Raw genomic sequence first — 24,226 nt, 5'->3', positions numbered from 1 at the left:
GACGCGGCCGGATAGCCATGCTCTCCGGCCGCTTATTCATAAAAAACACGGGAGGCGGGCGATGGCGGCGGTATCGACATTCGGAGTCAAGCAGCAGACGCAGGAGCAGGAGCTGAGCCGCGAGTGGCGCAGCTGGATCGCGGAAAACCTCATGCTGGGCAGCCATCCGTCGGCGTTGATGCCGGTGCTGCAGCAGGCCGGCATCGCGGAGCCCCTGGCGCGCCGCGAAATCGAACTTGCGCTGCAGAGTCCCTACCTGGCCGGCGCCGTGCGCCTGTCGAACCGCCTGGCCAAGCGCGACTGGGTGATCGACATCCAGCGCAAGCTGAACCAGCTGCGCCCGCCCGAGATTCCCCGCCGCGACAAGCTGACCGCGCAGGAATTCCTGGACGAATACTATTCCACCAACCAGCCCGTCATCATCACGGGCATGATGGGCGACTGGCCCGCCTTGAGTAAATGGAGTCCGGCGTATTTCCGCGAACATTACGCGCAGCGCGAAGTGGAAGTGCAGTTCGGCCGCGAAGCGGATGCCCAGTATGAAATGAACAGCGTGGCCCACAAGCGCAAGATGGCGTTCGGCGAGTACGCCAGCCTGGTCGAGGCCAGCGGCGCGACCAACGATTTTTATATGACGGCGAATAACAATTCGCAGAACCGCCAAGCCTTGTGCGAGCTGTGGGACGATATCGGCCAGCTGCCCGAGTATCTGGAGCAGAGTGGCGGTCCCACGGGTTTTCTGTGGTTCGGCCCGGCCGGGACGGTGACTCCCTTCCACCACGACCTGACGAACAACTTCATGGCGCAGGTCAAGGGGCGCAAGCGCCTGCGCATCATGGCAGCCTGCGAGGTGGCGCGCGTGTACAACCAGCGCCACTGCTTTACGCCCGTCGACGGGCGCGACATCGACCTGCGGCGCTACCCGTTGATGGCCGACGTGCAGGTGCGCGAATGCGTGCTGGCGCCCGGCGAGATCCTGTTCCTGCCCGTCGGCTGCTGGCATTTCGTCGAAGCGCTCGACGTATCGATGACGGTGGCGTTTACCAACTTCAAATGGGATAACGATTTTTACAGCAAGTACCCATCAAATCACGACTTTTGATCGTGGTGCCGCATGGCGCGAACCTGTCGCGAACAGCCGCCTTACGGGCGGCTTTTTTCATGTTACGGGGCGCATCCTGTATAAGATATTTCCATGAAATAATTGATTCAAATCATTTTGCAGCAATTATTTTGATATGAATGACCATGATGTTTCATTATCCAGATGGCGATGGCGGGCGGATAATTTTATGGCTGGCGCGGCGCCGGGCCGCTGATGGGGTTTGCCGGCGCGCGCCAGCACCGACAACCATCTGGAGGCGGCAGGGCATGAACACGCAGCACACGACACAAGCAGCAATGCAGTTGCAGCAAACACCGAAAATCACCGTGGACACGCGGCTGACGCGCGAAGCGGCCGAACTGCTGGCAAAGGCCGACATCCATTTGAATGGCCGCGCCGCCTGGGACATGCAGCTGCGCAAGCCCGGCGTACCGGAGCGCGCCTTCGCCAGCGGCAACCTGGGCCTGGGCGAAGCGTACATGGATGGCGACTGGGATGCACAGCAGCTCGACGAATTCTTTTGCCACCTGCTGCGCGCCAGGGTGGCCGACGATGTGCGCCCCATGCGCCTGGCCTTCCACGCGCTGTACGCGCGCCTGTTCAACCTGCAGACGGAGCGCCGCGCCTGGATGGTGGGCAAGGAACACTACGACCTCGGCAACGCCTTCTATGCGGCCATGCTCGATCCGCGCATGACGTATACGTGCGGCTACTGGAAGGATGCGAACAATCTGGCCGAGGCGCAGGAAGCCAAGCTCGATCTGGTCTGCCGCAAGCTGCGCCTGGAGCCGGGCATGCGCGTGCTCGACATCGGCTGCGGCTGGGGCAGTTTCATGCGCTATGCGGCGGAAAAATACCAGGTGCAATGCGTGGGCGTGACGATTTCGCAAGAGCAGGCCGCGTATGCGCGCGGCATGCCGGGTGGAGAAAACCTGGACTTCCGCCTGCAGGATTACCGCGACACGGATGAAAAATTTGACCGCATCGTCAGCATCGGCATGTTCGAGCACGTGGGCCACAAGAATCACCGCACCTTCATGGAGGTGGCGCACCGCTGCCTGGAAGACGACGGCCTGTTCCTGCTGCACACGATCGGCAAAAATAAACGCCATTCCACGTGCGACCCGTGGATCGACAAATACATCTTCCCGAACGGCGACTTGCCGTCCATCGGCCAGATCGGCGACGCCATCGACGATTTGTTCGTGGCAGAAGACTTGCACAACTTCGGCGCCGACTACGACAAGACCCTGATGGCCTGGCATGCGAATGTCGAGCAGGCGTGGCCCCGCTTTGCCGCCCAGCTTGGCGAACGCTTCCACCGCATGTGGTCATATTATCTGCTGTCGTGCGCGGGCGCCTTCCGTGCGCGCGACTTGCAGCTGTGGCAATGGGTGTTGTCGAAGCAGGGCGTATTGGGTGGCTATGAGCGTGTCAGTTGAGATGTGCGGCAACTGATATGATGGATTGATGGATATCAATCAAGCGCGTACCTTCCTGGAAGTGGCTTCCTGCGGCAGCTTCATCATGGCCGCCGAACGCATGCACGTGACGCAGACGGCCGTCAGCGCCCGCATCCGCACCCTGGAGCAGCAGCTGGGACGCCAATTGTTCGTGCGCAACAAGGCGGGCGCGCGCCTGACGCCGGCCGGCGAGCGCTTCATGCGCCACGCGGCCACCATGGTGCAGGTGTGGGAGCGGGCGCGGCACCAGGTGGCCTTGCCGCCGGGGCGCGACGACGCCGTCAGCATCGGCTGCGAGCTGAGCTTGTGGCAGCCGCTGCTCGGCGACTGGCTGATACGCATGAGCCGCGATTGCCCCGAGATCGCCCTGCGCGCGGAAGTCGACAGTTCCGCGCGCCTGCTCGACGCCGTGCACGACGGCTCGCTCGACCTGGCCGTGCTGTACAACCCGCCGCAGCGCCCGGGCCTGGCCAGCGAATTGCTGGCCGAGGAAAAGCTGGTGATGGTGACCACGCGCGATGACGGCCAGATGCATGCCGATACGTATGTGTACGTGGATTGGGGTCCCAGTTTCGCCGCCAATCACCAGGCCGCGTATCCGGAGCTGAGCAGCCCGCCCATCTCCATTTCCCTGGGGCCGCTGGCGCTCGTCTACCTGCTGGACGTGGGCGGCGCCAGTTACTTCCGTATCGGCAGCGCGCAACCCTATCTCGATGCGGGCCTCCTGCACCGCGTGCGCGATGCGCCCGAATTCTCGCATTCCGCCTACGCCGTCTACGCGGCCCAGCGCGACAACCCGACCCTGGACCGCGCCCGCGCCTGCCTGCTGGAGGTGGCGGAGAAGGGCAAATAGATGCGACAGACGTAAAAAAGCCGACCCGAGGGTCGGCTTTTATTTTCATGCTCTGGCGCATAAGCGCAGCGCATAAAACGTTCAGGGCAAGGCGCGGTGCCGAAGACAGTACGACTAGTACGGCGAGGCACTGCAACGCCGCCCTGGGCGTTTTTGCGTTAGCGCTTAGTCGCGGCTGCCGCCGGCGAAACCTAAAAGTGACAACAGGCTGGTGAAGATGTTGTACACGTCCAGGTAGATGCGCAGGGTGGCCGAGATGTAGTTGGTCTCGCCGCCGTTGATGATTTGCTGCACGTCATACAGGATGTAAGCCGAGAAGATGGCGATGGCGACCATGGAGATCACGATCGACAGTGCCGACAGGCCCAGGAAGATGTTCGCCACCGATGCCAGGATCAGCACGATCACGCCGGCGAACAGCCATTTGCCCATGGCCGAGAAGTCGCGCTTCGAGACCGTGGCGATCGTCGCCATCACGGCCAGGATGGTGGCCGTGCCGCCGAATGCCGTCATGATCAGCATGCCGCCGTTCGAATAGCCCAGGGTACGCGTCAGGATAGGCGTGAGCATCAGGCCCATGAAGAAGGTAAAGCCCAGCAGGACGGCGACGCCCAGGCCAGAGTTCTTGGTTTTCTCGATCGCGTACATGAAGCCGAAAGCGACGGCCATGAAGATGATGAAACCCATGCCGCCGGTCAGCATCGGCAAATGCATCTGCACGCCGATGAAGGCGCCCAGCACGGTCGGGATCATGGACAGTGCCAGCAGCCAGTAAGTGTTGCGCAAGACCTGATGGCGGACTTGCTGCATGCCCCCCGACAGGTCAAAGGTGCGTTGCATGTTCTGATTCATAGTGCCTCCGTGTTGTCAATTCAAATTACTGCTTTGTCCAAGGATAGCATGAGGGCCGGAATTTGCCAAAAAAGCAGCTTAAGATTTCATTAAACTCCAGCGGCAGGGAAGGATGCCCCCTGCCTGTCTGGGTGATATGGGGTGGAGTATGGTAAAATCAAAGGTTGATTGAGTTATCAATTTACCGTTTTAAACCTTACTTTTTATTGGAGTTTTCACACATGGCAATCGAACGCACCCTGTCGATCATCAAACCAGACGCAGTTGCAAAAAACGTAATCGGTCAAATCTACTCCCGTTTTGAAAACGCTGGCCTGAAAATCGTTGCAGCACGCATGACCCAACTGTCGCGCGAACAAGCTGAAGGCTTCTACGCAGCGCACAAAGAACGCGGCTTCTTCAAGGATCTGGTCGACTTCATGGTTTCCGGTCCAGTCATGATCCAAGCCCTGGAAGGCGAAAACGCCGTTCTGGCCCACCGTGACCTGATGGGCGCGACCGATCCGAAGAAAGCAGAAAAAGGCACGATCCGCGCCGATTTCGCCGATTCGATCGACGCTAACGCCGTACACGGTTCCGACGCTGTCGAAGCTGCTAAAGTGGAAATCGCTTACTTCTTCCCAGAACTGAAGGCTTAATTGCCTTAGATAACGTTATTTCCTGGCGTTATCTGTGAAATAACTTATCACCCCCTGTTCCCGCTGCGCTGTGGAGTTTTCGCTCCGGATGCGCGCGGGGACGGATTTTTAGAATAGACATGATCATGAATACGACGACCCTCACCAACTTGCTGGACCTTGATCCCGCGCAACTCATCGCCTACTGCGCCGAGTTGGGAGAGAAACCGTTTCGTGCGAAACAATTGCAACGTTGGATACACCAGTTCGGCGCTTCCGATTTCGACGCCATGACGGACCTGGCCAAGTCGCTGCGCGACAAGCTGGCCACGCGCGCCGAAGTGCGCGCCCCGGCCATCATCAGCGACCATACGTCGACGGATGGCACGCGCAAGTGGCTGGTCGACGTGGGCAATGGCAATGCCGTGGAAACCGTGTTCATTCCGGAAGAAAACCGCGGCACCCTGTGCATCTCGACCCAGGCCGGCTGCGCCGTGAACTGCCGTTTCTGCTCGACGGGCAAGCAAGGCTTCAACCGCAACCTGTCCGTGGGCGAAATCATCGGCCAGCTGTGGATGGCGGAATTCGAATTGCGCCGCACCAAGGGCATCGAACCGGGCCCGAAAGGCGAGCGCCAGATCACCAACGTGGTGATGATGGGCATGGGCGAGCCCCTGCTGAACTTTGAACCGACCGTCACGGCCCTGAAATTGATGCTCGACGACAACGCCTACGGCCTGTCGCGCCGCCGCGTGACCTTGTCGACCTCGGGCGTGGTGCCGATGATGGACAAGCTGTCGCAGGAAGTGCCGGTGGCCCTGGCCGTCTCGCTGCACGCCTCGAACGATGCCTTGCGCGACGGGCTGATTCCACTGAACAAGAAATACCCGCTGAAGGAATTGATGGCGGCCTGCAAGCGCTACCTGGAATTCGCCCCGCGCGATTTCATCACGTTTGAATACTGCATGCTGGACGGCGTCAACGACAGCGACGAGCACGCGCGCGAACTGCTGGCGCTGGTGCAAGACCGCGAGTTCGGCGTGAACTGCAAGTTCAACCTGATCCCGTTCAATCCCTTCCCCGAGTCGGGCCTGTTCCGCTCGAAAAACCCGCGCATCAAGGCCTTTGCCCAGGTGCTGATGGACGGCGGCATCATCACCACCGTGCGCAAGACGCGCGGCGACGATATCGATGCGGCCTGCGGCCAGCTGGCCGGCGAAGTCAAGGACCGCACGCGGGTGCAGGAACGCATGGAAAAGATGACTGAGTATCAACAGAAATTTGGCGCCAATTTCGGCAAGATCGTGGAGATCCGCTCCTGATGCGGGGAAGCATGGCTTATCCTGGCGTACTTGCCGCGGCTGTTGTCAGCCTGGGCGTGCTGCTGGCCGGCTGTGCTTCCACCGTGGACAAGGAGCAAGCTGCATCTGTCGAGCAGCGCGCCGCCTTGCGCTTGCAGCTGGCCAGCGCCTATTATATGCAAGACCAGTTTGCGGTGGCGTTGGCCGAAGCGGAGCAGGCGGTGCAGCTGGTGCCGGACAATGCCCAGGTGCGCGGCATGCGCGCCCTGATTTTTGCTGCCATGCGTCAACCTGTGGCTGCTGAAAAAGATTTTCTTTACGCATTGCGCCTCGCGCCCCACAATCCCGAGTTGAGCAATAATTATGGCCTGTTTCTGTGCCAGACCGGGCACGCGGCGCAGTCGCTGGCGTATTTTGATGCCGCATTGCAAGATGCCGCCTATGGCACGCCTGAACTTGCGCTGCATAATGCGGCCGCGTGCAGCCTGCTCATGAAAGATTACCCGCGCGCCGCCAACTACTGGCTCAAGGCGGAGCGCATCGCACCAGGCGCGGCAATGACCTATGCCGGCCTGGTGCGCGTGTATTACCAACAGCAGGACTACCGGCAAGCGGCTCATTACCTTGAGCGGCTCGGTAAAGTAGCGACAATGGAGAGCCAGACGGCCGATGTGCTGTGGCTCGGGATCAAGGTGCAGCATAAGCTCGGGGATGCGGGTGCGGAAGCTGGCCTGGGGGCGCATTTGCGCAACCACCATTCCGCCTCCCCCGAATATGCTGCTTATCAAAATGGGGCGTTTGATGAGTGAGACAGGGATACCAATGAATTCAGAGTGGGCAGAAACGCCTCAGCAGCAGCCCCAGGGCAATCTTGCGTTGGCAGGCGCACAGTTGAAGGCGCAGCGCGAAGCGCTGGGCTGGCCGGTGGAACAGGTGGCCGACCAGCTCAAGCTGGCGCCGCGCCAGGTGATCGCGCTGGAAGAGGGCGACATGGCGGCCTTGCCGAACGTCGCCGTGGTGCGCGGTTTCGTGCGCGCCTACGCTAAGGTGGTGCGTCTTGACGCGGCGCCGCTGGTGGCCATGATCGAAGTCCACCCGGCGCCGGCGCAAGACCCGGCCGCGCCCGTGCGGCGCGAGATTTCCGCCACGTTTTCCGAATCGCGCTTTCCGTCGATGACGCAGCGTTCGTCGAACCAGACTCCCCTCTGGATCGCCGGCGCCGTGGCTGTCGTCGTGGCGGCCGCCTTTGGCGCCTATAAACTCGGCTATGTGCCGGCCAGCCTGCTGTCCGCGCATGTCGAGAAAGAAACGGCGCATGCGGAAGTGGGCCCCGTGGAAACGACCCTGATCAAGCCGGGCCAGGATTTGACGCCCGTGCAGTCGCCGTCCGTGCCCCTGATTTCCGTGCCGCCGCCGCCAGGCAACGATACGCAGACGGGCGCTCCTGCCGTCGCCATTGCTTCGGTGCCGGCCGCCGCCGTGCCGCCAGCAACTGCGCCGGCAACGACGCCAGCCGTGACGCCAGCCGCCACGGCCGCCGTCACGCCGCCGCCGGCTGCCGTTACCGCCGCCGTGGGCGCGAATGCGCTGGTGTTGAAGGTGGAGCAAGATTCCTGGGTGGAAATTCGCCGTCCCGGCACCTCGCCGCTGATTTCGCGCATGGTCAAGGCGGGCAGCACGGAAACGTTCGACATCACGGGTCCTGCCACCTTGGTGGTGGGCAAGCCTGGTGTCGTGCAGGCAACTTTGCGCGGCGCCAAGCTGGACTTGCCGACCGTTGCCGGTGGCACGATTTCCCGCGTCAGCATCAAATAATTGCAGTAATCGTTCAAGCAAACTCAGAAGATAATATTATGGCTACCTCGAAAACAGCGATCGGCTCCGGTCCATCCGGCCGGCGCGACAGCCGCAAGGTGCTGATCGCGCACGGCCAGCGCCAGATCTGGGTGGGCGGCGACGCCCCCGTGGTGGTGCAGTCGATGACGAACACGGATACGGCCGACGCCATCGGCACGGCGATCCAGATCAAGGAACTGGCGCGTGCCGGTTCGGAACTGGTGCGCCTGACGGTGGACCGTCCGGAGGCGGCCGCGGCCGTGCCCTACATCCGCGAGCAGCTCGACAAGATGGATATCGACGTGCCGCTGGTGGGCGATTTTCACTATAACGGCCATACCCTGCTCAACGATTACCCCGATTGCGCGCGCGCGCTGTCGAAGTACCGCATCAATCCGGGCAACGTGGGCAAGGGCGCCAAGCGCGACACGCAATTCGCGCAAATGATCGAAGCGGCTTGCAAGTACGACAAGCCGGTGCGCATCGGCGTGAACTGGGGCAGCCTGGATCAAGCCTTGCTGGCACGCATCATGGACGAAAACGCGGGCCGCGCCGAGCCATGGCCGGCGCAAGCCGTCATGTACGAGGCGCTGGTGACGTCGGCGATTGAAAACGCCGTGCGCGCCGAAGAGCTGGGCCTGGGCCGCGACAAGATCATTCTGTCGTGCAAAGTTTCTGGTGTGCAAGATTTGATCGCCGTGTACCGCGAACTGGCGCAGCGCTGCGACTATCCGCTGCATCTGGGCTTGACGGAAGCGGGCATGGGCAGCAAGGGCATCGTCGCCTCGACGGCGGCCCTGGCCGTGCTGTTGCAAGAGGGCATCGGCGACACCATCCGCATTTCGCTCACGCCGGAACCGGGCGGCGACCGCACGCGCGAAGTCATCGTCGGCCAGGAAATCCTGCAAACCATGGGCTTGCGCAAGTTCGCGCCCATGGTCATCGCTTGCCCGGGTTGCGGCCGCACGACGTCGACCACCTTCCAGGAGCTGGCCGACAACATCCAGACGTATCTGCGCGAGCAGATGCCGGAGTGGAAAAAGTCGTATCCGGGCGTGGAAGCGATGAACGTGGCCGTCATGGGCTGCATCGTCAACGGTCCCGGCGAATCGAAGCATGCGAACATCGGCATCAGCCTGCCCGGCACGGGCGAGTCGCCGGCCGCGCCCGTGTTTGTCGACGGCGAAAAAGTCGTCACCCTGCGCGGTGAACGCATCGTCGAGGAATTCCAGGACATCGTCTTGAATTATGTAAAGAGTCACTACGGAAAAACGGTTGCCGCCTGAGCCTGATCCGATCAAAAGCAAAGAAGAATACTATGTCCGAAAATAAGAAATTCGATAAAATTACCGCGGTTAAAGGCATGAATGACGTGCTGCCGGCCGACGCCCCGCTGTGGGAATTATTTGAAAACACGGCGCAATCCGTGCTGCAAAGCTATGGTTTCCAGCAAATTCGCACACCGATCGTGGAAGAAACGAAATTGTTCGCGCGCGCCATCGGCGCCGTGACCGATATTGTTGAAAAGGAAATGTATTCGTTCACCGATTCGATGAACGGCGACAACCTGACCCTGCGTCCTGAAGGCACGGCCGGCGTGGTGCGCGCCGTGGTCGAGCACAACCTGGTCTACGAAGGCCCGAAACGCCTGTGGTACAAGGGCCAGATGTTCCGCCACGAGCGCCCGCAAAAGGGCCGCTACCGCCAGTTCCATCAGTTCGGCGTGGAAGCCATCGGTTTTACGGGCCCGGATATCGACGCGGAAATCATCATGCTGTCGCGCCGCCTGTGGGATGACCTGGGCCTGGAAGGCATCCGCCTGGAACTGAACTCGATCGGCGACGCGGCCGAGCGCCTGCGCCACCGCGCCGACCTGATCGCCTACCTGGAAAGCCACAGCGAGCTGCTCGACGAAGAAGCCAAGCGCCGCCTGCACAGCAATCCGCTGCGCATTCTGGACACCAAGAATCCTGCCATGCAGGATCTGGTCAATGGCGCGCCGAAGCTGCTGGACTACCTGGGCGAGGAATCGCTGGCCCACTTCCACGGCGTGCAGAAGATATTGAACCACAACAATATTCCGTTCACCATCAATCCACGCCTGGTGCGCGGCCTCGATTACTACAACCGCACGGTGTTCGAGTGGGTCAGCGACAAGCTGGGCGCGCAAGGCACGGTCTGCGCCGGCGGCCGCTATGACGGCATGGTGGAAATGTTCGGCGGAAAATCGACGCCCGCCGTCGGTTTCGGCATGGGCGTGGAACGCCTGGTGCTGCTGATGAAGGATGCGGCCGAACCGGAAGCCCCGGCCCAGTGCGACGTCTACCTGGTGCACCAGGGCGAGCAGGCAGGCTTGCAAGCGTTCGTGCTGGCCGAGCGGATTCGCGATGCGGGCCTGGACGTTGTGCTACATTGCGCTGCGAGCAACGGCGGCGGCAGCTTCAAGACGCAAATGAAAAAGGCCGATGCCAGCGGCGCGGCGTTTGCCGTGATCCTGGGCGACGATGAAATCGCCAATAACGTTGCTACGGTGAAAGCCATGCGCGAAGCCGATGCCGGTGCGCAGCAGAACACGGTGCCGTTCGACGATGTCGTCGACTACGTGGTTGACCAGATCATCGGCGACCACGATTGCGGCCATGACCACGGTCCTGGCGGCCACGTGCATCACCACCACTGATTTGACGCAATACCGTTCTACCCTCGATCAACTACTCATTAAAACTGACGACCCATGGCATACGATCACGAAGAACAAGAACAACTGGCAACCCTCAAGGCCTGGTGGCAGCGCAATGGCAATCTGACCTCCTGGGTCCTGATCGTGGCGCTGGCGGGCTACAGCGGCTGGGCCGGCTGGCAGTACTACCAGCGCACGCAGGCTGCGCAAGCGGGCCAGCTGTACGACGAACTGCAAAACGCCATCGCCGCCAAGGACACGGCCAAGGTGATGCGCGCGGCCGGCGACATGCAATCGCGTTTTAGCGGCACGGCGTATGCACAGATGAGCGCGCTGTCCGCGGCCAAGGTGGCGTTCGACGCGAATGACCTGAAAACGGCCAAGACCCAGCTGCAATGGGTGGCCGAGCATGGCACGGAAGAGTACAAGTCCATCGCCAAGCTGCGCCTGGCCGGTGTCTTGCTGGACGAAAAAGCCTACGATGAAGCGCTGAAAGTGCTGGCGACGGCTTCCGTGGCGCAATTTGCCGGCGCCGTGGCCGACCGCAAGGGCGACATCCTGGTGGCGCAAAACAAGCTGGCCGATGCCCGCACCGCTTACCTGGCCGCGATAGCCGCGACGGACAAGAACAATCCAGGCCGTCAATTGATCCAGGTCAAACTGGAAGCGATCGGCGGTACGGTACCGGAAGACAAGGCCAAGGCTGACAAGGCTGCCGCCTGACAGGAACACTGATGGCGTGGCCGCGCGGCGTTGTGCGCCGCCGGCCTTGCCCTTACAAGTACAAGAAAAAGGTTGGATAACACTTATGCGTGTCACTGAAAAGCTGGTAGCTGCAAGTCTGTTGGCCATGATGGCCGGTTGCTCGTCCTGGAACCCGTTCGCCTCGAAAGATCCGAAAGTCGAACCGGCCAAGCTGGTCGAGTTAAAATCGAGCATCGCCGTGCGCGACGCCTGGAAGTATTCGATCGGCAAGGCCGGCGTGTACGCGTTTACGCCTGCGCTGGCCGGCAACAGCCTGTACGTGGTCAATGCCGATGGCGCGCTGGCGCGCCTGGATGCGGCCAGCGGCCGTGAAACGTGGCGCATCAAGGCCGGCAGCGACATCACCTCCAGCGCCGGCAGCGATGGCGCGCTGGTGGCCGTGGGCGCCGCCAAGGGCGCCGTGCTGGCGTTTGACGCCGATGGCAAGCAACTGTGGAAGGCGCAGGCGTCCAGTGAAGTATTGACGGCGCCCGTCGTGGGGCAGGGCGTGGTCGTGGTGCGCAGCGTGGACAACCGCATCGTCGGCTTCGACGCCAAGACGGGCGAGCGCAAGTGGACGGTGCAGCGCGCCACCCCGGCCTTGACCTTGCGCAATGCGCCGGGCATGGTGCTGGGCGGCGCGAATATCTACGTGGCTCAGCCGGGCGGCAAGCTGCTGGCACTGACGGCGGCCACCGGTGTGGTACGCTGGGAGATCGTCGTCAGCGAACCGCGCGGCGCTACCGAACTGGAGCGCGTCTCCGACATCGCCGGCGCGCCGGTGGCGTTCGAAGGCGAAGTGTGCGTCGTCACGTACCAGGGCAAGGCGGGCTGCTTCGATGCCGCCACGGGCGTGCCGCGCTGGACCAAGCCGATCTCGTCCGATGTGGGCGTGGCCGTCGACCAGCGTTTCGTGTTTGTTGCCGATGACCAGGGCGCCGTGGTGGCGTTCAGCCGCGAAGGCGGCCAGAGCGCCTGGAAGAATGAGGCGCTGGCGCGCCGCCGCCTGTCGACGCCGGCCTCCTACGGCCGCAGCGTCGCCGTCGGCGACTATCAAGGTTATATCCACTTCCTGTCACGGGAAGATGGCGCATTAATAGGTCGTGTCAGCACCGATGGTAGCCCGATTGTTTCGGCTCCTGTTGTTGCCGGTTCGAATTTGATTTTTCAAACCCAATCAGGGACAGTGACCGCTCTCGCGGTCGAGTAATACAATGAAGCCGGTAATTGCACTAGTAGGTCGACCCAATGTTGGGAAATCGACTTTATTCAATCGTCTGACCCGCTCGCGCGATGCGCTGGTGGCGGATTTGCCTGGGTTGACGCGCGATCGTCACTATGGCGAAGGCCGTGTCGGCGAACGTCCCTTCCTGGTCATCGATACGGGTGGTTTCGAACCCGTCGCCAAGGAAGGCATCATGCACCAGATGGCACTGCAGACCAAGCAGGCCGTGGCCGAGGCCGACGTGGTGGTGTTCATCGTGGACGGCCGCCAAGGCCTGACTCCGCATGACAAGACCATCGTCGACTTCCTGCGCAAGAGCGGTCGCCCGGTCTTGCTGGTGGTCAACAAAAGCGAAGGCATGCGCTACACGGCCGTCGTGTCCGAATTCTATGAATTGGGCATGGGCGATCCGTATGCGATCTCGTCGGCGCACGGCGACGGCGTCAACGACCTCGTCGAAGTGATGCTGGACCTGGCGTTCGCGCAGCGTCCGGATGAGCCTGAAGAGCTGGAAAAGACCGACCGCGGCATCAAGATCGCCCTCGTCGGCCGTCCGAACGTGGGCAAGTCGACCTTGATCAACACCCTGCTGGGCGAAGAGCGCGTGATCGCCTTCGACATGCCGGGCACGACGCGCGACTCGATCGAAATCCCGTTCGAGCGCGACGGCCAGCAATACACCTTGATCGACACGGCCGGTATCCGCCGCCGCGGCAAGGTGTTTGAAGCGATCGAGAAATTCTCGGTGGTGAAAACCCTGCAGTCGATTTCCGAAGCCAATGTGGTCGTGCTGATGCTTGACGCACAGCAAGATATTTCCGAGCAGGATGCGCATATCGCCGGCTTTATCCTGGAATCGGGTCGCGCGCTGGTCGTGGCCGTGAATAAATGGGATGGCTTGCAATCGCACCAGCGTGACGAAATCAAGATCGATATCGACCGCAAGCTCGATTTCCTGTCGTTCGCGCAAATGCATTTCATTTCCGCGCTGAAGGGCACCAACATCGGCCCGCTGATGAAATCGCTCAACGCCGCGTATGCGGCCGCCATGTGCGACCTGTCGACGCCGAAGCTGACGCGCGCTTTGATCGAGGCCGTGGAGAAGCAGGAACCGCGCCGCAAGGGCTCGATTCGTCCGAAGCTGCGTTATGCCCACCAGGGCGGCATGAACCCGCCTGTGATCGTTATTCACGGCAATGCGCTCGACGCCGTCGGCGATCCTTACAAACGCTATCTGGAAAAACATTTCCGCGATACGTTTGCGCTGGTCGGCACGCCGCTGCGTATCGAATTGCGCACGGGTAAAAACCCGTTCGCACGCACGCCAAGCAAGTAAAATTAAGTGCATATTAAGGCGCCGCAGAGATAATGCGGCGCCGACAGCCAATTCAATGGCTTTTGCACGGAAATAATAAAGTGTTAATGCGCCATGCGCGACAGCGATCGCGAAAACAGGTTACAGTAGCTATGACGCATCTTTCTTTCTTTGAAAGGTGTGAGAGCACTTGAAATCAAGCGAGTCGCCTCCAATTCTTACACAACAACATAAACAACGGAGCTGTTATGAGCAACAAAGGGCAACTGTTACAAGACCCATTCCTCAATGCATTACGCAAAGAGCATGTTCCTGTCTCGATCTACCTGGTCAATGGCATTAAATTGCAGGGCCATATCGAATCGTTCGATCAATATGTCGTATTGCTGCGCAATACGGTGACACAGATGGTGTACAAGCATGCCATCTCGACAGTGGTGCCGGCCCGTGCCGTCAATCTCAATATTGAATCTGAAGCGGAGTAAAGCGTTGAGCTTGACGGCCCAGCGCCTTTCACCCTCCATCGCCCCCGTCCGCGCCAGCGGCACTGATGCGTTTGCATCGGCGTCGGCGTCCGCTACAACTCATCAGTTGCCATCATGCGCGCGGCACTAGTCGGGGTTGACTTCGGTCACAGCGACTTCGCCGCCAGCATGGAGGAACTCATGCTGTTGTCGCGTTCGGCTGGCGCCGACCCGATTTCCACCATCACGGCCAAGCGTTCCAGTCCGGATTCCGCGTATTTCGTCGGCAGCGGCAAGGCCGATGAAATTGGCGACGTCGTCGTCAACGATGGCCTGGAAATCGTCATCTTCAACCACGCCCTCTCGCCAGCACAGCAGCGCAATCTGGAAAAGCGCCTGAATGTGCGCGTGCTCGACCGTACCAGCCTGATCCTCGACATCTTCGCGCAGCGCGCCAAGAGCCACGAGGGCAAGCTGCAAGTCGAACTGGCCCAGCTGCAGCATCTGGCCACGCGCCTGATCCGCGGCTGGACCCACCTTGAGCGGCAAAAGGGCGGTATCGGCTTGCGCGGTCCCGGCGAGACGCAGCTCGAGACCGACCGCCGGCTGATCGGCGAGCGCGTCAAGGCCTTGCGCGCGCGCCTGGAAAAGCTGCACAAGCAGCGCGAAACGCAGCGCCGCGCGCGCGGCCGCAATCACACATTTTCCGTGTCCCTGGTCGGCTATACCAATGCCGGCAAGTCGACGCTGTTCAATGCCGTGACCAAGGCCGGCGTGTATGTCGCCGACCAGTTGTTCGCCACCCTCGACACCACCTCGCGCCGGGTTTACCTGGGCCAGGAAGTGGGCAACGTGGTGATCTCCGACACGGTCGGCTTCGTGCGCGAATTGCCGCATCAGCTGGTGGCGGCCTTCCGCGCCACGCTCGAAGAAACCATCCATGCCGATTTGCTGCTGCATGTCGTCGACGCCGCGTCGCCGGTGCGCATGGAGCAGATCGAGCAGGTCAACCTGGTCTTGAAAGAGATCGGCGCCGATCATATTCCGCAAATCCTCGTGTGGAACAAGATCGATGCGGCCGGGCTGGAGCCTTCGGTGGAACGCGATGAATATGCTACGATCAGTCGCGTGTTCGTCAGTGCGCAGAAGGGCAGCGGGCTCGACCTGCTGCGCGATGCGATCGTCGAGATGGCCAGGAAGGCGCCCGGTTCGGCCCACCTGTATCAGAACGATGAAGCACTGCAGGAAGATCAGTTTGACGGTCAGTACGACCAGCACGATGGCGCCGCCCCGGACCAGGACGAAGAGCCTGGCGAGGACGATAGGATTTCCACCCACTCCCAAGTCGGAACACGATAGTTATGCTTGTCTCCCTACTCAAAAAAACAGGCTTGAAGTTGTCCCTGAACGATCCCCGCTGGGGCAATCGCAAGGACGACGGCAAGAAAGCCCAAGAAGGCAAAAAGCCCGGCGAAGGTCCGCCGGACCTCGATCAGTTGTGGCGCGATTTCAATCAGCGCCTGAACGCGTTTTTCGGACAGAAGAACCGTCCCGACAACGGCGGCAATAACAACGGTGGCGGCGGTGGCCCGCGCCCCGACATGAAGGGCGCCGGCATCACCGCCGGCGTGGTCGGCGTGATCGCCGTCTTCATCTGGCTGGCCAGCGGCGCCTTCATCGTGCAAGAGGGCCAGAGCGGCGTCGTGCTCACGTTCGGCAAGTACAGCCACACCACGCCGGCCGGTTTCAACTGGCGCTGGCCGTATCCGTTCCAGACCGACGAAACCGTCAACGTATCGCAGGTGCGCACGGTGGAAGTGGGTTACCGCCAGTCGCTGCGCAACAAGCAGGCCAGCGAATCGCTGATGCTGACGGATGATGAAAACATCATCGACATCCAGTTTGCGGTGCAATACACGCTGAAAGACCCCGTGGCGTGGCTGTTCAACACGCGCGACCAGGAAGACACCCTGCGCCAGGTCGCCGAAACGGCGATCCGCGAAGTGGTCGGCCGCAGCAAGATGGACTTCGTGCTGTACGAAGGCCGCGAAAAGGTGGCCTACGATACGCAGCAGCTGATGCAGCAGATCCTTGACCGCTACAAGGTCGGTGCCGCCATCACCAACGTGACGATGCAGGCCGTGCAGCCGCCGGAGCAGGTGCAAGCCGCCTTCGACGACGCCGTCAAGGCAGGCCAGGACCGCGAACGCCAGAAGAATGAAGGCCAGGCTTACGCCAACGACGTCATTCCAAAAGCCCGCGGCGCCGCTTTCCGCCTGATGGAAGAGGCGCAAGCCTACAGTGCGATGGTGACCGAGAACGCGGCCGGTAATGCGTCGCGCTTCAAGCAGGTGCTGGTCGAGTACCAGAAGGCGCCGGTCGTCACGCGCGACCGCATGTATCTGGAAACGATGCAGCAGGTGTTCAGCAGTGCCAGCAAGGTCATGGTCGATGCGAAGACGGGCAGCAATCTGCTGTACCTGCCGCTCGACAAGCTGATCGCCCAGACGGCTGCCACCGACGCTGCCGCCGCCCGTGCTGCCGCGACACCCGCAGCCAACACCGTTTTGCCACAGGAAGCCATGCCGACAGTAGAAGTCAATACGCGCCGCGACAGCCGCTCTTCGCGTGAACGGGAGAGCCGCTAATGAACCGTATCGTAGCCGCCCTGATCGCGGGCTTTATCGCGATCATGCTCTTGTCCTCGACCGTGTTCGTGGTCGACCAGCGTAAGTATGCGGTCGTCTTCGCCCTCGGCGAAGTCAAGGAAGTCATCAGCACGCCGGGCCTGTATTTCAAGCTGCCGCCGCCGTTCCAGAACGTGCTGTACCTGGACAAGCGCATCCTGACCCTGGATACGCCGGAGCCGGAACGCTTCATCACGGCCGAGAAGAAGAACATCCTCGTCGACGCGTATGTGAAATGGCGCATCGCCGATCCACGGCTGTATTTCCGCAGCTTTGGCGGCGATGAAAAGCCGGCCCGCAACCGCATGTCGCAAATCGTCAAGGCGGCGCTGAACGATGAAATCACCAAGCGCACCGTGCGCGAAGTGATCTCGGGCCAGCGCGGCAAGGTGATGGAAGCGATCCTGGCGAAGGTCTCGGCGGAAGCCAAGGCCATCGGCGTGGAAATTGTCGACGTGCGCCTGAAACGCGTCGATTACGTCGAGCAGATCAATAACTCCGTGTATGAGCGCATGAAGTCCGAGCGCGTGCGCGTGGCCAATGAGCTGCGTTCGACCGGTTCGGCCGACTCCGAGAAGATCCGCGCCGACGCCGACAAGCAGCGCACGGTGATCCTGGCCGAAGCGTATCGCGAAGCCGAGAAGATCCGCGGCGAGGGCGATGCCAAGGCGTCGCAGGTGTATGCGGAAGCGTTTGGCAAGAATCCGGAGTTCTACAAGTTCTACCGCAGCCTGGAAGCCTACCGCGCCACCTTCAAGGACAAGGGCGACGTGATGGTGGTCGATCCGAGTTCGGAATTCTTCAAGTACTTCAAGGGTGGCGGCGCAGCCGGTCCGTCCAAGAAGTAAGGCAGCATCCAGACTGCTCCCGGCCGCAAGGTCGGGTGCGGCAGCAGCGGGGCCGGCGTGAATGCCGGCCCCGTTTTTTTGGGCTATGTCACCGTCAAATGTGGGAATGCTCCGAGTGTTGCCTTCAATAATGTTTCCGGCGAACGGATACGCCCGGCGTCGAGTATCCAGCGCCAGCCCAGGTAATTCGGCAGGTAGCGCGTCGCCACGCCGTGAAAGGGGCGTAGCCATTCCCGCAGGCGGCTGTGATAGGCATTGACGTGCTGCACATGCACGGCGCCCTGCACCCGGATGCCTGCGCGCAAATTGACAGCCTGGTGGCTGATCCCCGCTTCACGGGCAAAGGCGCGATAGGCGGCATGGCCATCGGTGAGCAACAGGATATCCTTGTCGATCATGGGCAACAAATAATGGCGCACCTGCGCCTTCGTCAGCGCTCCTTTTCCCGTGACGAAATCGAGGGTCTGCCCCGTGCGGTCGCGCGCCACCAGGATGCAGACTTGCTCATCGGAAATGCCACGTTTGCGGGCATGACCGCCCCGGCGGCGCGCCGGACGGGTCAGATGTCGCGATCCCTTTTCCGATTCGAGCACATACAGTTCGTCCGCTTCAGCAATGCCATGCAGGCAATGCGGCCGGTCCGTTTTTGCCAACGATAAAAACCGGTGGCGCCAGCGAAAGGTGGTGTTGCGGTGCACGCCCAGCCGTAACGCCGCCTTGCGCACGGAATCCGATGCCAGCAGGCAATCGGCGTAATCGAGCCACAGTGATTTATGGCGCAAGCGCGCCAGCGGCGTGCCGGTGAGCGCATTGAAGGTGCGGCCGCACGGCACGCAACGGTAGCGCTGCAGTCCGTGCGCATGGCCATGCCGGTGAGCATGATTGCTATTGCAGGCAGGACAGTGCAATCGCTGCCGGGCCACGTTTTCGACGAGTACCGCGGCAGCATCCCGTGGTGCGCTTCCTCGCAGCAGAGCGATACCCGCCAGGCGCTGGCGACGGTTCAGCGCGGCGAACTGGGCGATGAAGGTTTTCCATTGGCCGGTCTGCATGGAGGGCTCCCGTTTGTCTGCGATGTACACTCAGACAGCAGGGATACAGGATGATTCCCGGACTTCCCCTACTTAGCGGGGACAGAGCCTTTTTTTGTGCCCGTCACGCTGTTGCGGGAAGGCGTAAAATGCGGTGTTTTTAGGGCTGTGCGGCAGCGTTTCGGACAACTTATCCCTAAAGGCCCGTGTTTTCGCGTAAAATATCAGGTTCGGCCTCTTGCCTGGCGCGCCCGCCGCTGCCTCGCATGATGCATTTTTTCAACTTTCTTCCGTATCTCGCTCCCTCATGCCGAATTGGCTTTTGCCCGAAAATATTGCCGATGTTCTGCCGTCGGAAGCGCGCAAGATCGAAGAGCTGCGCCGCCTCATGCTGGATAATTTCCGTCTGTACGGATATGAACTGGTCATGCCGCCGCTGCTCGAGTATCTGGAATCGCTGATGACCGGCGCTGGCAAGGATACCGACCTGCGCACGTTCAAACTGGTCGACCAGCTGTCGGGCCGCATGCTCGGCCTGCGCGCCGACATGACGACGCAAGTGGCGCGCATCGACGCGCACCTGCTCAACCGTGCCACCGTCACCCGCCTGTGCTATGCCGGCAGCGTGCTGCATACCCGTCCGTCGGGCCTGCACGCCACCCGCGAACCGCTGCAGATCGGCGCCGAGATCTATGGCCACGCCGGCCTGGAAGCCGATGCCGAGATCCAGGAACTGGCGCTCGCTTCGCTGGCACTGGCCGGTTTCGACAGCGTGCGCCTGGATTTGTCGCACGTCGGCCTGTTGCGCGCTATTATTGCGCAAGACGCCAATGCCGAGCGCGACGAAGCTGCGCTGTACACCCTGCTGCGCGCGAAAGATGCGCCGGGCCTGCGTGCGCTGACCGCATCCTACGATGCCGTCACGCGCGATGCGCTGCTGGCCTTGCCGAACCTGTATGGCGATATCGACGTGCTGGCGCGTGCGCGCGAAGTGCTGCCGCCGCTGCCGGGCGTGCTGAAAGCGCTGGCCGAACTGGCCGCGCTGGCAGGATCGGCCCTGGGCCGCGCCGAAGTGGCGATCGACCTGGCCGACCTGCGCGGCTACCAATATGAAAGTGGCGCGATGTTTGCGCTGTATGTACCTGGCTTGCCGAACGCGGTTGCGCGCGGCGGCCGTTATGACCACGTCGGCGAAGCGTTCGGCCGGGCTCGTCCCGCGACCGGCTTCTCGCTCGATTTGCGCGAACTGGCGCGCCTGTTGCCGACCGCGGAACGGAAGCATTCGATCCGCGCGCCGTGGGGCAGCGCGCCAGAATTGAAGGAAAAAATCGCCGAGTTGCGCAAGGCGGGCGAGGTCGTGATCCAGAGTATGCCGGGTCACAGTAATGAACAAGACGAGTTCGAGTGCGATCGCGTGCTGGTACTTGCCGATAATGGTAGTAGCTGGATTCTTAAAAACTTAGGTTGAGTGATGTCAAAGAAAATTATGGCAAAGAACGTTGTTGTCATCGGCACCCAATGGGGCGATGAAGGTAAAGGCAAGATCGTCGATTGGTTGACCGATCACGCCCAGGGCGTGGTGCGCTTCCAGGGCGGCCACAATGCAGGCCACACGCTGGTCATCGGCGGCGTGAAAACCGCGCTGCAGCTGATCCCGTCGGGCATCATGCGCCCAGGCGTCGCCTGCTACATCGGTAACGGCGTGGTCGTTTCCGTGCCGGACGTGCTGCGCGAAATCGACAAGCTGGAAGCCGTCGGCGTCGAAGTCGCCTCGCGCCTGAAAGTGTCGGACGCCGCACCGGTCATCCTGCCTTACCACTCGGCACTCGACCTGGCCCGCGAAGCGGCGCGCGGCGCGGCCAAGATCGGCACCACGGGCAAGGGCATCGGCCCGGCCTACGAAGACAAGGTGGCGCGCCGCGCCATCCGCGTCGCCGACCTGCTGAACGAGAGCCGTTTCGCCGAAAAACTGGCGGAAAACCTCGATTACCACAACTTCGTGCTGGAGCACTACCTGAAGGCTCCGCGCATCGATTACCAGAAGACCCTCGACGACGCACTGGCCTATGTGCCGCGCCTGCGCCCGATGGTCACCGACGTGTCGAGCGCGCTGTACAAGGCGCACAAGGCCGGCGCGAACCTGCTGTTCGAAGGTGCGCAGGGTTCCCTGCTCGACGTCGACCACGGCACCTATCCGTTCGTCACCTCGTCGAACTGCGTGGCCGGCAATGCCGCCGCCGGTTCGGGCGTCGGTCCTGGCATGCTGCACTACATCATGGGCATCACCAAGGCTTACACGACGCGCGTCGGTTCCGGCCCGTTCCCTTCGGAACTGCCAACGGATGCAGGCGTCGGCCATCACCTGGCGCAAGTCGGCCATGAATTCGGCACCGTGACGGGCCGCGCCCGCCGCTGCGGCTGGTTCGACGCCGCCTTGCTGCGCCGCTCCGTGCAGATCAACGGCGTGACGGGCATGTGCCTGACCAAGTTGGACGTGCTGGACGGTATCGAAACCTTGAAACTGTGCACCGGCTACACCATCGACGGCGTGGCCACGGACATCTTCCCATCGGGCGCCGAAGAAGCCGCCCGTTGCGTGCCGGTGTACGAAGAGATGCCGGGCTGGACGGAAAGCACGGTCGGCGCCAAATCGCTGGCGGCCCTGCCGGCAACCGCCCGCGCTTACATCAAGCGCATCGAAGAACTGGTCGGCGTACCGGTGGACATGGTTTCGACCGGTCCGGATCGTGAAGAAACGATCGTGCTGCGCCACCCATTCGAGTAAGCTGCTGGACACAATCCGCCGCAAGGCGGATTTTTTTAATCACGCTAATAATAAGATTCCACTATCATGACTACCCCACAATCGAACGATCAACATCTCTGGGTCAACTGGGAAGAATACCACCGTCTGATCGAGCGCCTGGCGCTCAAGGTCTACGAATCGGGCTGGAAATTCGACCAGGTACTGTGCCTGGCGCGCGGCGGCGTGCGTCCCGGCGACGTGTTCTCGCGCATCTTTGATTTGCCGTTGGCCATCCTGTCGACCAGCTCCTACCGCGAAGACGCGGGCACGGTGCGCGGCGACCTCGATATCGCCAAGTACATGACCATGACCAAGGGCCCGCTGGCCGGCCGCATCCTGCTGGTCGACGACCTGGCCGATTCCGGCGTCACGCTGGACAAAGTCACGCGTCACCTGAAGGAAAACTTCCCTGACGTGACCGAAGTCAAATCGGCCGTGATCTGGCTGAAAGGCTGCTCCGTCGTGCGTCCCGACTACTTCCTCGATGAACTGCCGCACAATCCATGGATCCACCAGCCGTTCGAAGACTACGACGGCCTGCGCCCGCACCAGCTGGCGGCGTGGATCAAGAAGGGCGAAGCAGGCAAGTAATTTTGCGTGCACTCTTGCTAAAAAAAGACGATCGTGTATCGTCTTTTTTTTCGTCCAAGGAAATGCCATGACCATCTTGCACACGGCGCGCCTGCGCCTCGAACCCGTCACCGAGAAGCATTACGACGCCATGCATGCCATGAACTCGGATACCGAAGTGATGACTTACCTCAATGCGGGCCAGCCGGAGACGGAGGAACATACACGTGCAGCCGTTGGCCGCATCATGGGGCGCTGGGTCGAGTGGGGCTATTCGTGGTGGGCCTTGATCCGCACCGAAGATGAGGTGCTGGTGGGGCTGGCCTGTCTGCAGCATATTGGCGGCGACAAGGCACAGCCGCACGAAATCGGCTGGCGCCTGGCGCGGGCCGGCTGGGGCAAGGGCTACGCCAGCGAGGCGGCCAATGCCATCGTCGCGCATGCGTTCGACGTCGTCGGCGCGCCCGAAGTGGTGGCCGTGGCCCACCCGGACAATGCCGCCTCGATCAAGGTCATGACGCGCCTGGGCATGCAGTACGTGGGCATGGAGCGCCATTACGACCTCGATAGCGTCGTGTACCGGCTGGTGCGCCCATGACGGCAAGGCCGAAGCCCCTGAAGCTGGGCTGCAGCTACGGCGTGCGCTTTTCGCCCGATGGCACGCGCCTGGCCGTGCTGGGACGCGACCTGGTCCTGTGGGACGTGGCGGCACGGCAGAAGCTGTGGCGCGGCAAATTCATCGCGCACATGTCGGACATGGCCTTTTCGCCCGACGGCAGCCGGCTGGCCATCAAGAGCACGACGGGCCAGATGGCCGTGGTGGATGCCCACGCGGGCCAGTTGCTGCTGAATTTTCAGAACAAGAAAGATGGCGAAGGCTGCGGTCCCGCGTGGTCGCCGTGCGGGCAGTATCTTGCCGACGGCGGCTGGGATGGCCGCCTGCGGGTGCGCGACGCGCAAACGGGCGAGCTGCTCTTCACGCAGGCGCACCCGGGCGAGATGCTGCGCGGCATGTGGGCTATCGATGGCGGCCGGCGTTTGCTGCTCCTGCATGGCGTCAAATCGGTGGAAGAGGGGCAAGTGCAGCCGCCCGACTATTGCAGCGTGTGGGACTGGCCGCTGCAGGCCGGCGCCGGCCGCGTGGTGCTGTCGCTGCCGAAGCTGGCGTCGTGCGCGCCGTCGCCCGATGGCGCGCACCTGGCAGTGCTGCATTACGCTGACGGCCAAGAGTCTCTGTCCGTGCATGCGCTGGACGACGGCCGCCGGCTGGCCACGGTGCCCGTGGAGGCGGGCGGCGGCACGGGCGACGCCTTGCGCTGGCTGCCCGACGGCGGCGCGCTGGGCCGCATCGGCAAGGGCAAGCTGCTGTTCTACGCCTGGCCGGGACTCGGCGTGCTTGCCGAACACGCCATTGCCTATCCCTGCGCGCTGGACTTCTTGCCTGGCACGCCACTGGCCGCCATCGGCTCCTGGGAGACTGGCATGCTGACGGATCTGAACCTTCACAAGGAAACCGCATGATTACCTGTTACCTGCGTTACATCATCGACCCGTATAAGTTGCGGGAATTCGAAGCCTACGGCAAGTTGTGGATACCGCTCGTCGAACGCTTCGGCGGCCAGCACCACGGCTACTTTTTGCCGTCTGAGGGCGCCAGCAACGTGGCGCTGGCCATGTTCTCGTTCCCCAGCCTGGCCCTGTACGAGCAGTACCGCAGCGACTCGATGCAGGACGCCGAATGCCAGGCCGCCTTTCGCTATGCGGAAGAGACGCGCTGCATCGTCAGCTACGAGCGCAGTTTTTTCCGTCCTGTGTTTGCCTGAACAGGT

Annotated in this window: 24 protein-coding genes; 22 read left to right on the top strand and 2 right to left on the bottom strand. The window is 61.9% G+C overall.

The genetic code is table 11. The features are described from left to right. The first annotated feature begins 61 nt into the window (after positions 1–61). The 3 genes from BZG29_RS21305 to BZG29_RS21295 all read left to right on the top strand — a co-directional run bounded on the left by BZG29_RS21305 (position 62) and on the right by BZG29_RS21295 (position 3,421). A complete protein-coding gene (locus tag BZG29_RS21305) occupies positions 62–1,102 on the top strand; it encodes a cupin-like domain-containing protein (RefSeq protein ID WP_077407329.1) in 1,041 nt (346 codons plus the stop codon). A 299-nt stretch (positions 1,103–1,401) separates the two neighbouring features. After that, the gene (cfa, locus tag BZG29_RS21300) at positions 1,402–2,547 is read left to right on the top strand and encodes a cyclopropane fatty acyl phospholipid synthase (protein WP_150131145.1); all 1,146 of its coding nucleotides are present in this window, start codon (positions 1,402–1,404) and stop codon (positions 2,545–2,547) included. Between the two features lie 28 nt (positions 2,548–2,575). Further along, a complete protein-coding gene (locus tag BZG29_RS21295; protein WP_077407323.1) occupies positions 2,576–3,421 on the top strand; it encodes a LysR family transcriptional regulator in 846 nt (281 codons plus the stop codon). A 165-nt stretch (positions 3,422–3,586) separates the two neighbouring features. Here the strand turns inward: BZG29_RS21295 and BZG29_RS21290 are convergent, their stop codons facing one another. Continuing rightward, positions 3,587–4,273: a Bax inhibitor-1/YccA family protein gene (locus BZG29_RS21290; RefSeq protein WP_034752039.1), complete on the bottom strand. Its 687-nt coding sequence runs from the start codon at positions 4,271–4,273 to the stop codon at positions 3,587–3,589. A gap of 221 nt (positions 4,274–4,494) precedes the next feature. Between BZG29_RS21290 and ndk the strand changes: the two genes are divergently transcribed. From ndk to hflC, 13 genes are all read left to right on the top strand, one after another. After that, positions 4,495–4,911, top strand: a complete 417-nt coding sequence (gene ndk / locus BZG29_RS21285; RefSeq protein WP_034752036.1) for a nucleoside-diphosphate kinase — start codon at positions 4,495–4,497, stop codon at positions 4,909–4,911. 125 nt (positions 4,912–5,036) lie between these two features. Then, positions 5,037–6,212, top strand: coding sequence for a 23S rRNA (adenine(2503)-C(2))-methyltransferase RlmN (gene rlmN / locus BZG29_RS21280; protein ID WP_034752035.1), 1,176 nt, complete (start codon positions 5,037–5,039; stop codon positions 6,210–6,212). An 11-nt stretch (positions 6,213–6,223) separates the two neighbouring features. Further along, the gene (pilW, locus tag BZG29_RS21275) at positions 6,224–7,000 is read left to right on the top strand and encodes a type IV pilus biogenesis/stability protein PilW (RefSeq protein WP_171985081.1); all 777 of its coding nucleotides are present in this window, start codon (positions 6,224–6,226) and stop codon (positions 6,998–7,000) included. A gap of 67 nt (positions 7,001–7,067) precedes the next feature. Then, entirely contained in the window at positions 7,068–8,006 is a 939-nt protein-coding gene (locus tag BZG29_RS21270; RefSeq protein ID WP_366928673.1) for a helix-turn-helix domain-containing protein, read from the top strand. 38 nt (positions 8,007–8,044) lie between these two features. Continuing rightward, complete coding sequence (ispG, locus tag BZG29_RS21265) at positions 8,045–9,313, top strand: flavodoxin-dependent (E)-4-hydroxy-3-methylbut-2-enyl-diphosphate synthase (RefSeq protein ID WP_077407314.1); 1,269 nt, start codon at positions 8,045–8,047, stop codon at positions 9,311–9,313. 32 nt (positions 9,314–9,345) lie between these two features. Beyond that, a complete protein-coding gene (gene hisS / locus BZG29_RS21260; protein ID WP_077407312.1) occupies positions 9,346–10,707 on the top strand; it encodes a histidine--tRNA ligase in 1,362 nt (453 codons plus the stop codon). Between the two features lie 54 nt (positions 10,708–10,761). Next, positions 10,762–11,430 (top strand): tetratricopeptide repeat protein, encoded by a 669-nt coding sequence (locus BZG29_RS21255; protein ID WP_077407309.1) that lies wholly within the window; start codon positions 10,762–10,764, stop codon positions 11,428–11,430. Positions 11,431–11,515: 85 nt separating this feature from the next. Beyond that, on the top strand, positions 11,516–12,661 hold the full coding sequence (gene bamB, locus BZG29_RS21250) for an outer membrane protein assembly factor BamB (RefSeq protein ID WP_077407306.1): 1,146 nt from the start codon (positions 11,516–11,518) through the stop codon (positions 12,659–12,661). 4 nt (positions 12,662–12,665) lie between these two features. Next, a complete protein-coding gene (der, locus tag BZG29_RS21245; protein WP_070221915.1) occupies positions 12,666–14,012 on the top strand; it encodes a ribosome biogenesis GTPase Der in 1,347 nt (448 codons plus the stop codon). Between the two features lie 227 nt (positions 14,013–14,239). After that, positions 14,240–14,476 (top strand): RNA chaperone Hfq, encoded by a 237-nt coding sequence (hfq, locus tag BZG29_RS21240; protein WP_008450615.1) that lies wholly within the window; start codon positions 14,240–14,242, stop codon positions 14,474–14,476. Between the two features lie 114 nt (positions 14,477–14,590). Continuing rightward, the gene (gene hflX, locus BZG29_RS21235; protein WP_077407303.1) at positions 14,591–15,814 is read left to right on the top strand and encodes a GTPase HflX; all 1,224 of its coding nucleotides are present in this window, start codon (positions 14,591–14,593) and stop codon (positions 15,812–15,814) included. Positions 15,815–15,816: 2 nt separating this feature from the next. Beyond that, entirely contained in the window at positions 15,817–17,103 is a 1,287-nt protein-coding gene (gene hflK / locus BZG29_RS21230) for an FtsH protease activity modulator HflK (RefSeq protein WP_077407300.1), read from the top strand. Further along, complete coding sequence (hflC, locus tag BZG29_RS21225) at positions 17,103–17,990, top strand: protease modulator HflC (protein ID WP_077407297.1); 888 nt, start codon at positions 17,103–17,105, stop codon at positions 17,988–17,990. The genes hflK and hflC overlap by 1 nt, the downstream gene beginning before the upstream one ends. Before the next feature lie 83 nt (positions 17,991–18,073). Here hflC and BZG29_RS21220 read toward each other — a convergent pair whose 3' ends face one another. Then, positions 18,074–19,042 (bottom strand): IS1595 family transposase, encoded by a 969-nt coding sequence (locus BZG29_RS21220; protein WP_077407293.1) that lies wholly within the window; start codon positions 19,040–19,042, stop codon positions 18,074–18,076. A 286-nt stretch (positions 19,043–19,328) separates the two neighbouring features. Between BZG29_RS21220 and BZG29_RS21215 the strand changes: the two genes are divergently transcribed. From BZG29_RS21215 to BZG29_RS21190, 6 genes are all read left to right on the top strand, one after another. After that, positions 19,329–20,489 (top strand): ATP phosphoribosyltransferase regulatory subunit, encoded by a 1,161-nt coding sequence (locus BZG29_RS21215; protein WP_077407290.1) that lies wholly within the window; start codon positions 19,329–19,331, stop codon positions 20,487–20,489. Positions 20,490–20,492: 3 nt separating this feature from the next. Next, positions 20,493–21,806: an adenylosuccinate synthase gene (locus tag BZG29_RS21210; protein WP_077407287.1), complete on the top strand. Its 1,314-nt coding sequence runs from the start codon at positions 20,493–20,495 to the stop codon at positions 21,804–21,806. A 66-nt stretch (positions 21,807–21,872) separates the two neighbouring features. Then, positions 21,873–22,418 carry a phosphoribosyltransferase family protein gene (locus BZG29_RS21205; protein ID WP_034752020.1) on the top strand — a complete coding sequence of 182 codons (546 nt, stop codon included), beginning with the start codon at positions 21,873–21,875 and terminating at the stop codon, positions 22,416–22,418. Positions 22,419–22,485: 67 nt separating this feature from the next. Further along, positions 22,486–22,995, top strand: coding sequence for a GNAT family N-acetyltransferase (locus BZG29_RS21200; protein WP_077407282.1), 510 nt, complete (start codon positions 22,486–22,488; stop codon positions 22,993–22,995). Continuing rightward, the gene (locus tag BZG29_RS21195; protein ID WP_077407278.1) at positions 22,992–23,918 is read left to right on the top strand and encodes a WD40 repeat domain-containing protein; all 927 of its coding nucleotides are present in this window, start codon (positions 22,992–22,994) and stop codon (positions 23,916–23,918) included. The genes BZG29_RS21200 and BZG29_RS21195 overlap by 4 nt, the downstream gene beginning before the upstream one ends. Further along, complete coding sequence (locus BZG29_RS21190) at positions 23,915–24,220, top strand: NIPSNAP family protein (RefSeq protein ID WP_034752016.1); 306 nt, start codon at positions 23,915–23,917, stop codon at positions 24,218–24,220. Before BZG29_RS21195 ends, BZG29_RS21190 begins: the two co-directional genes overlap by 4 nt. Positions 24,221–24,226: the final 6 nt, after the last annotated feature.

The organism is Janthinobacterium sp. LM6, assembly GCF_002002885.1.
Classification (GTDB): domain Bacteria; phylum Pseudomonadota; class Gammaproteobacteria; order Burkholderiales; family Burkholderiaceae_D; genus Janthinobacterium; species Janthinobacterium kumbetense.
This window is presented reverse-complemented; position numbering and strand designations above follow the sequence as displayed.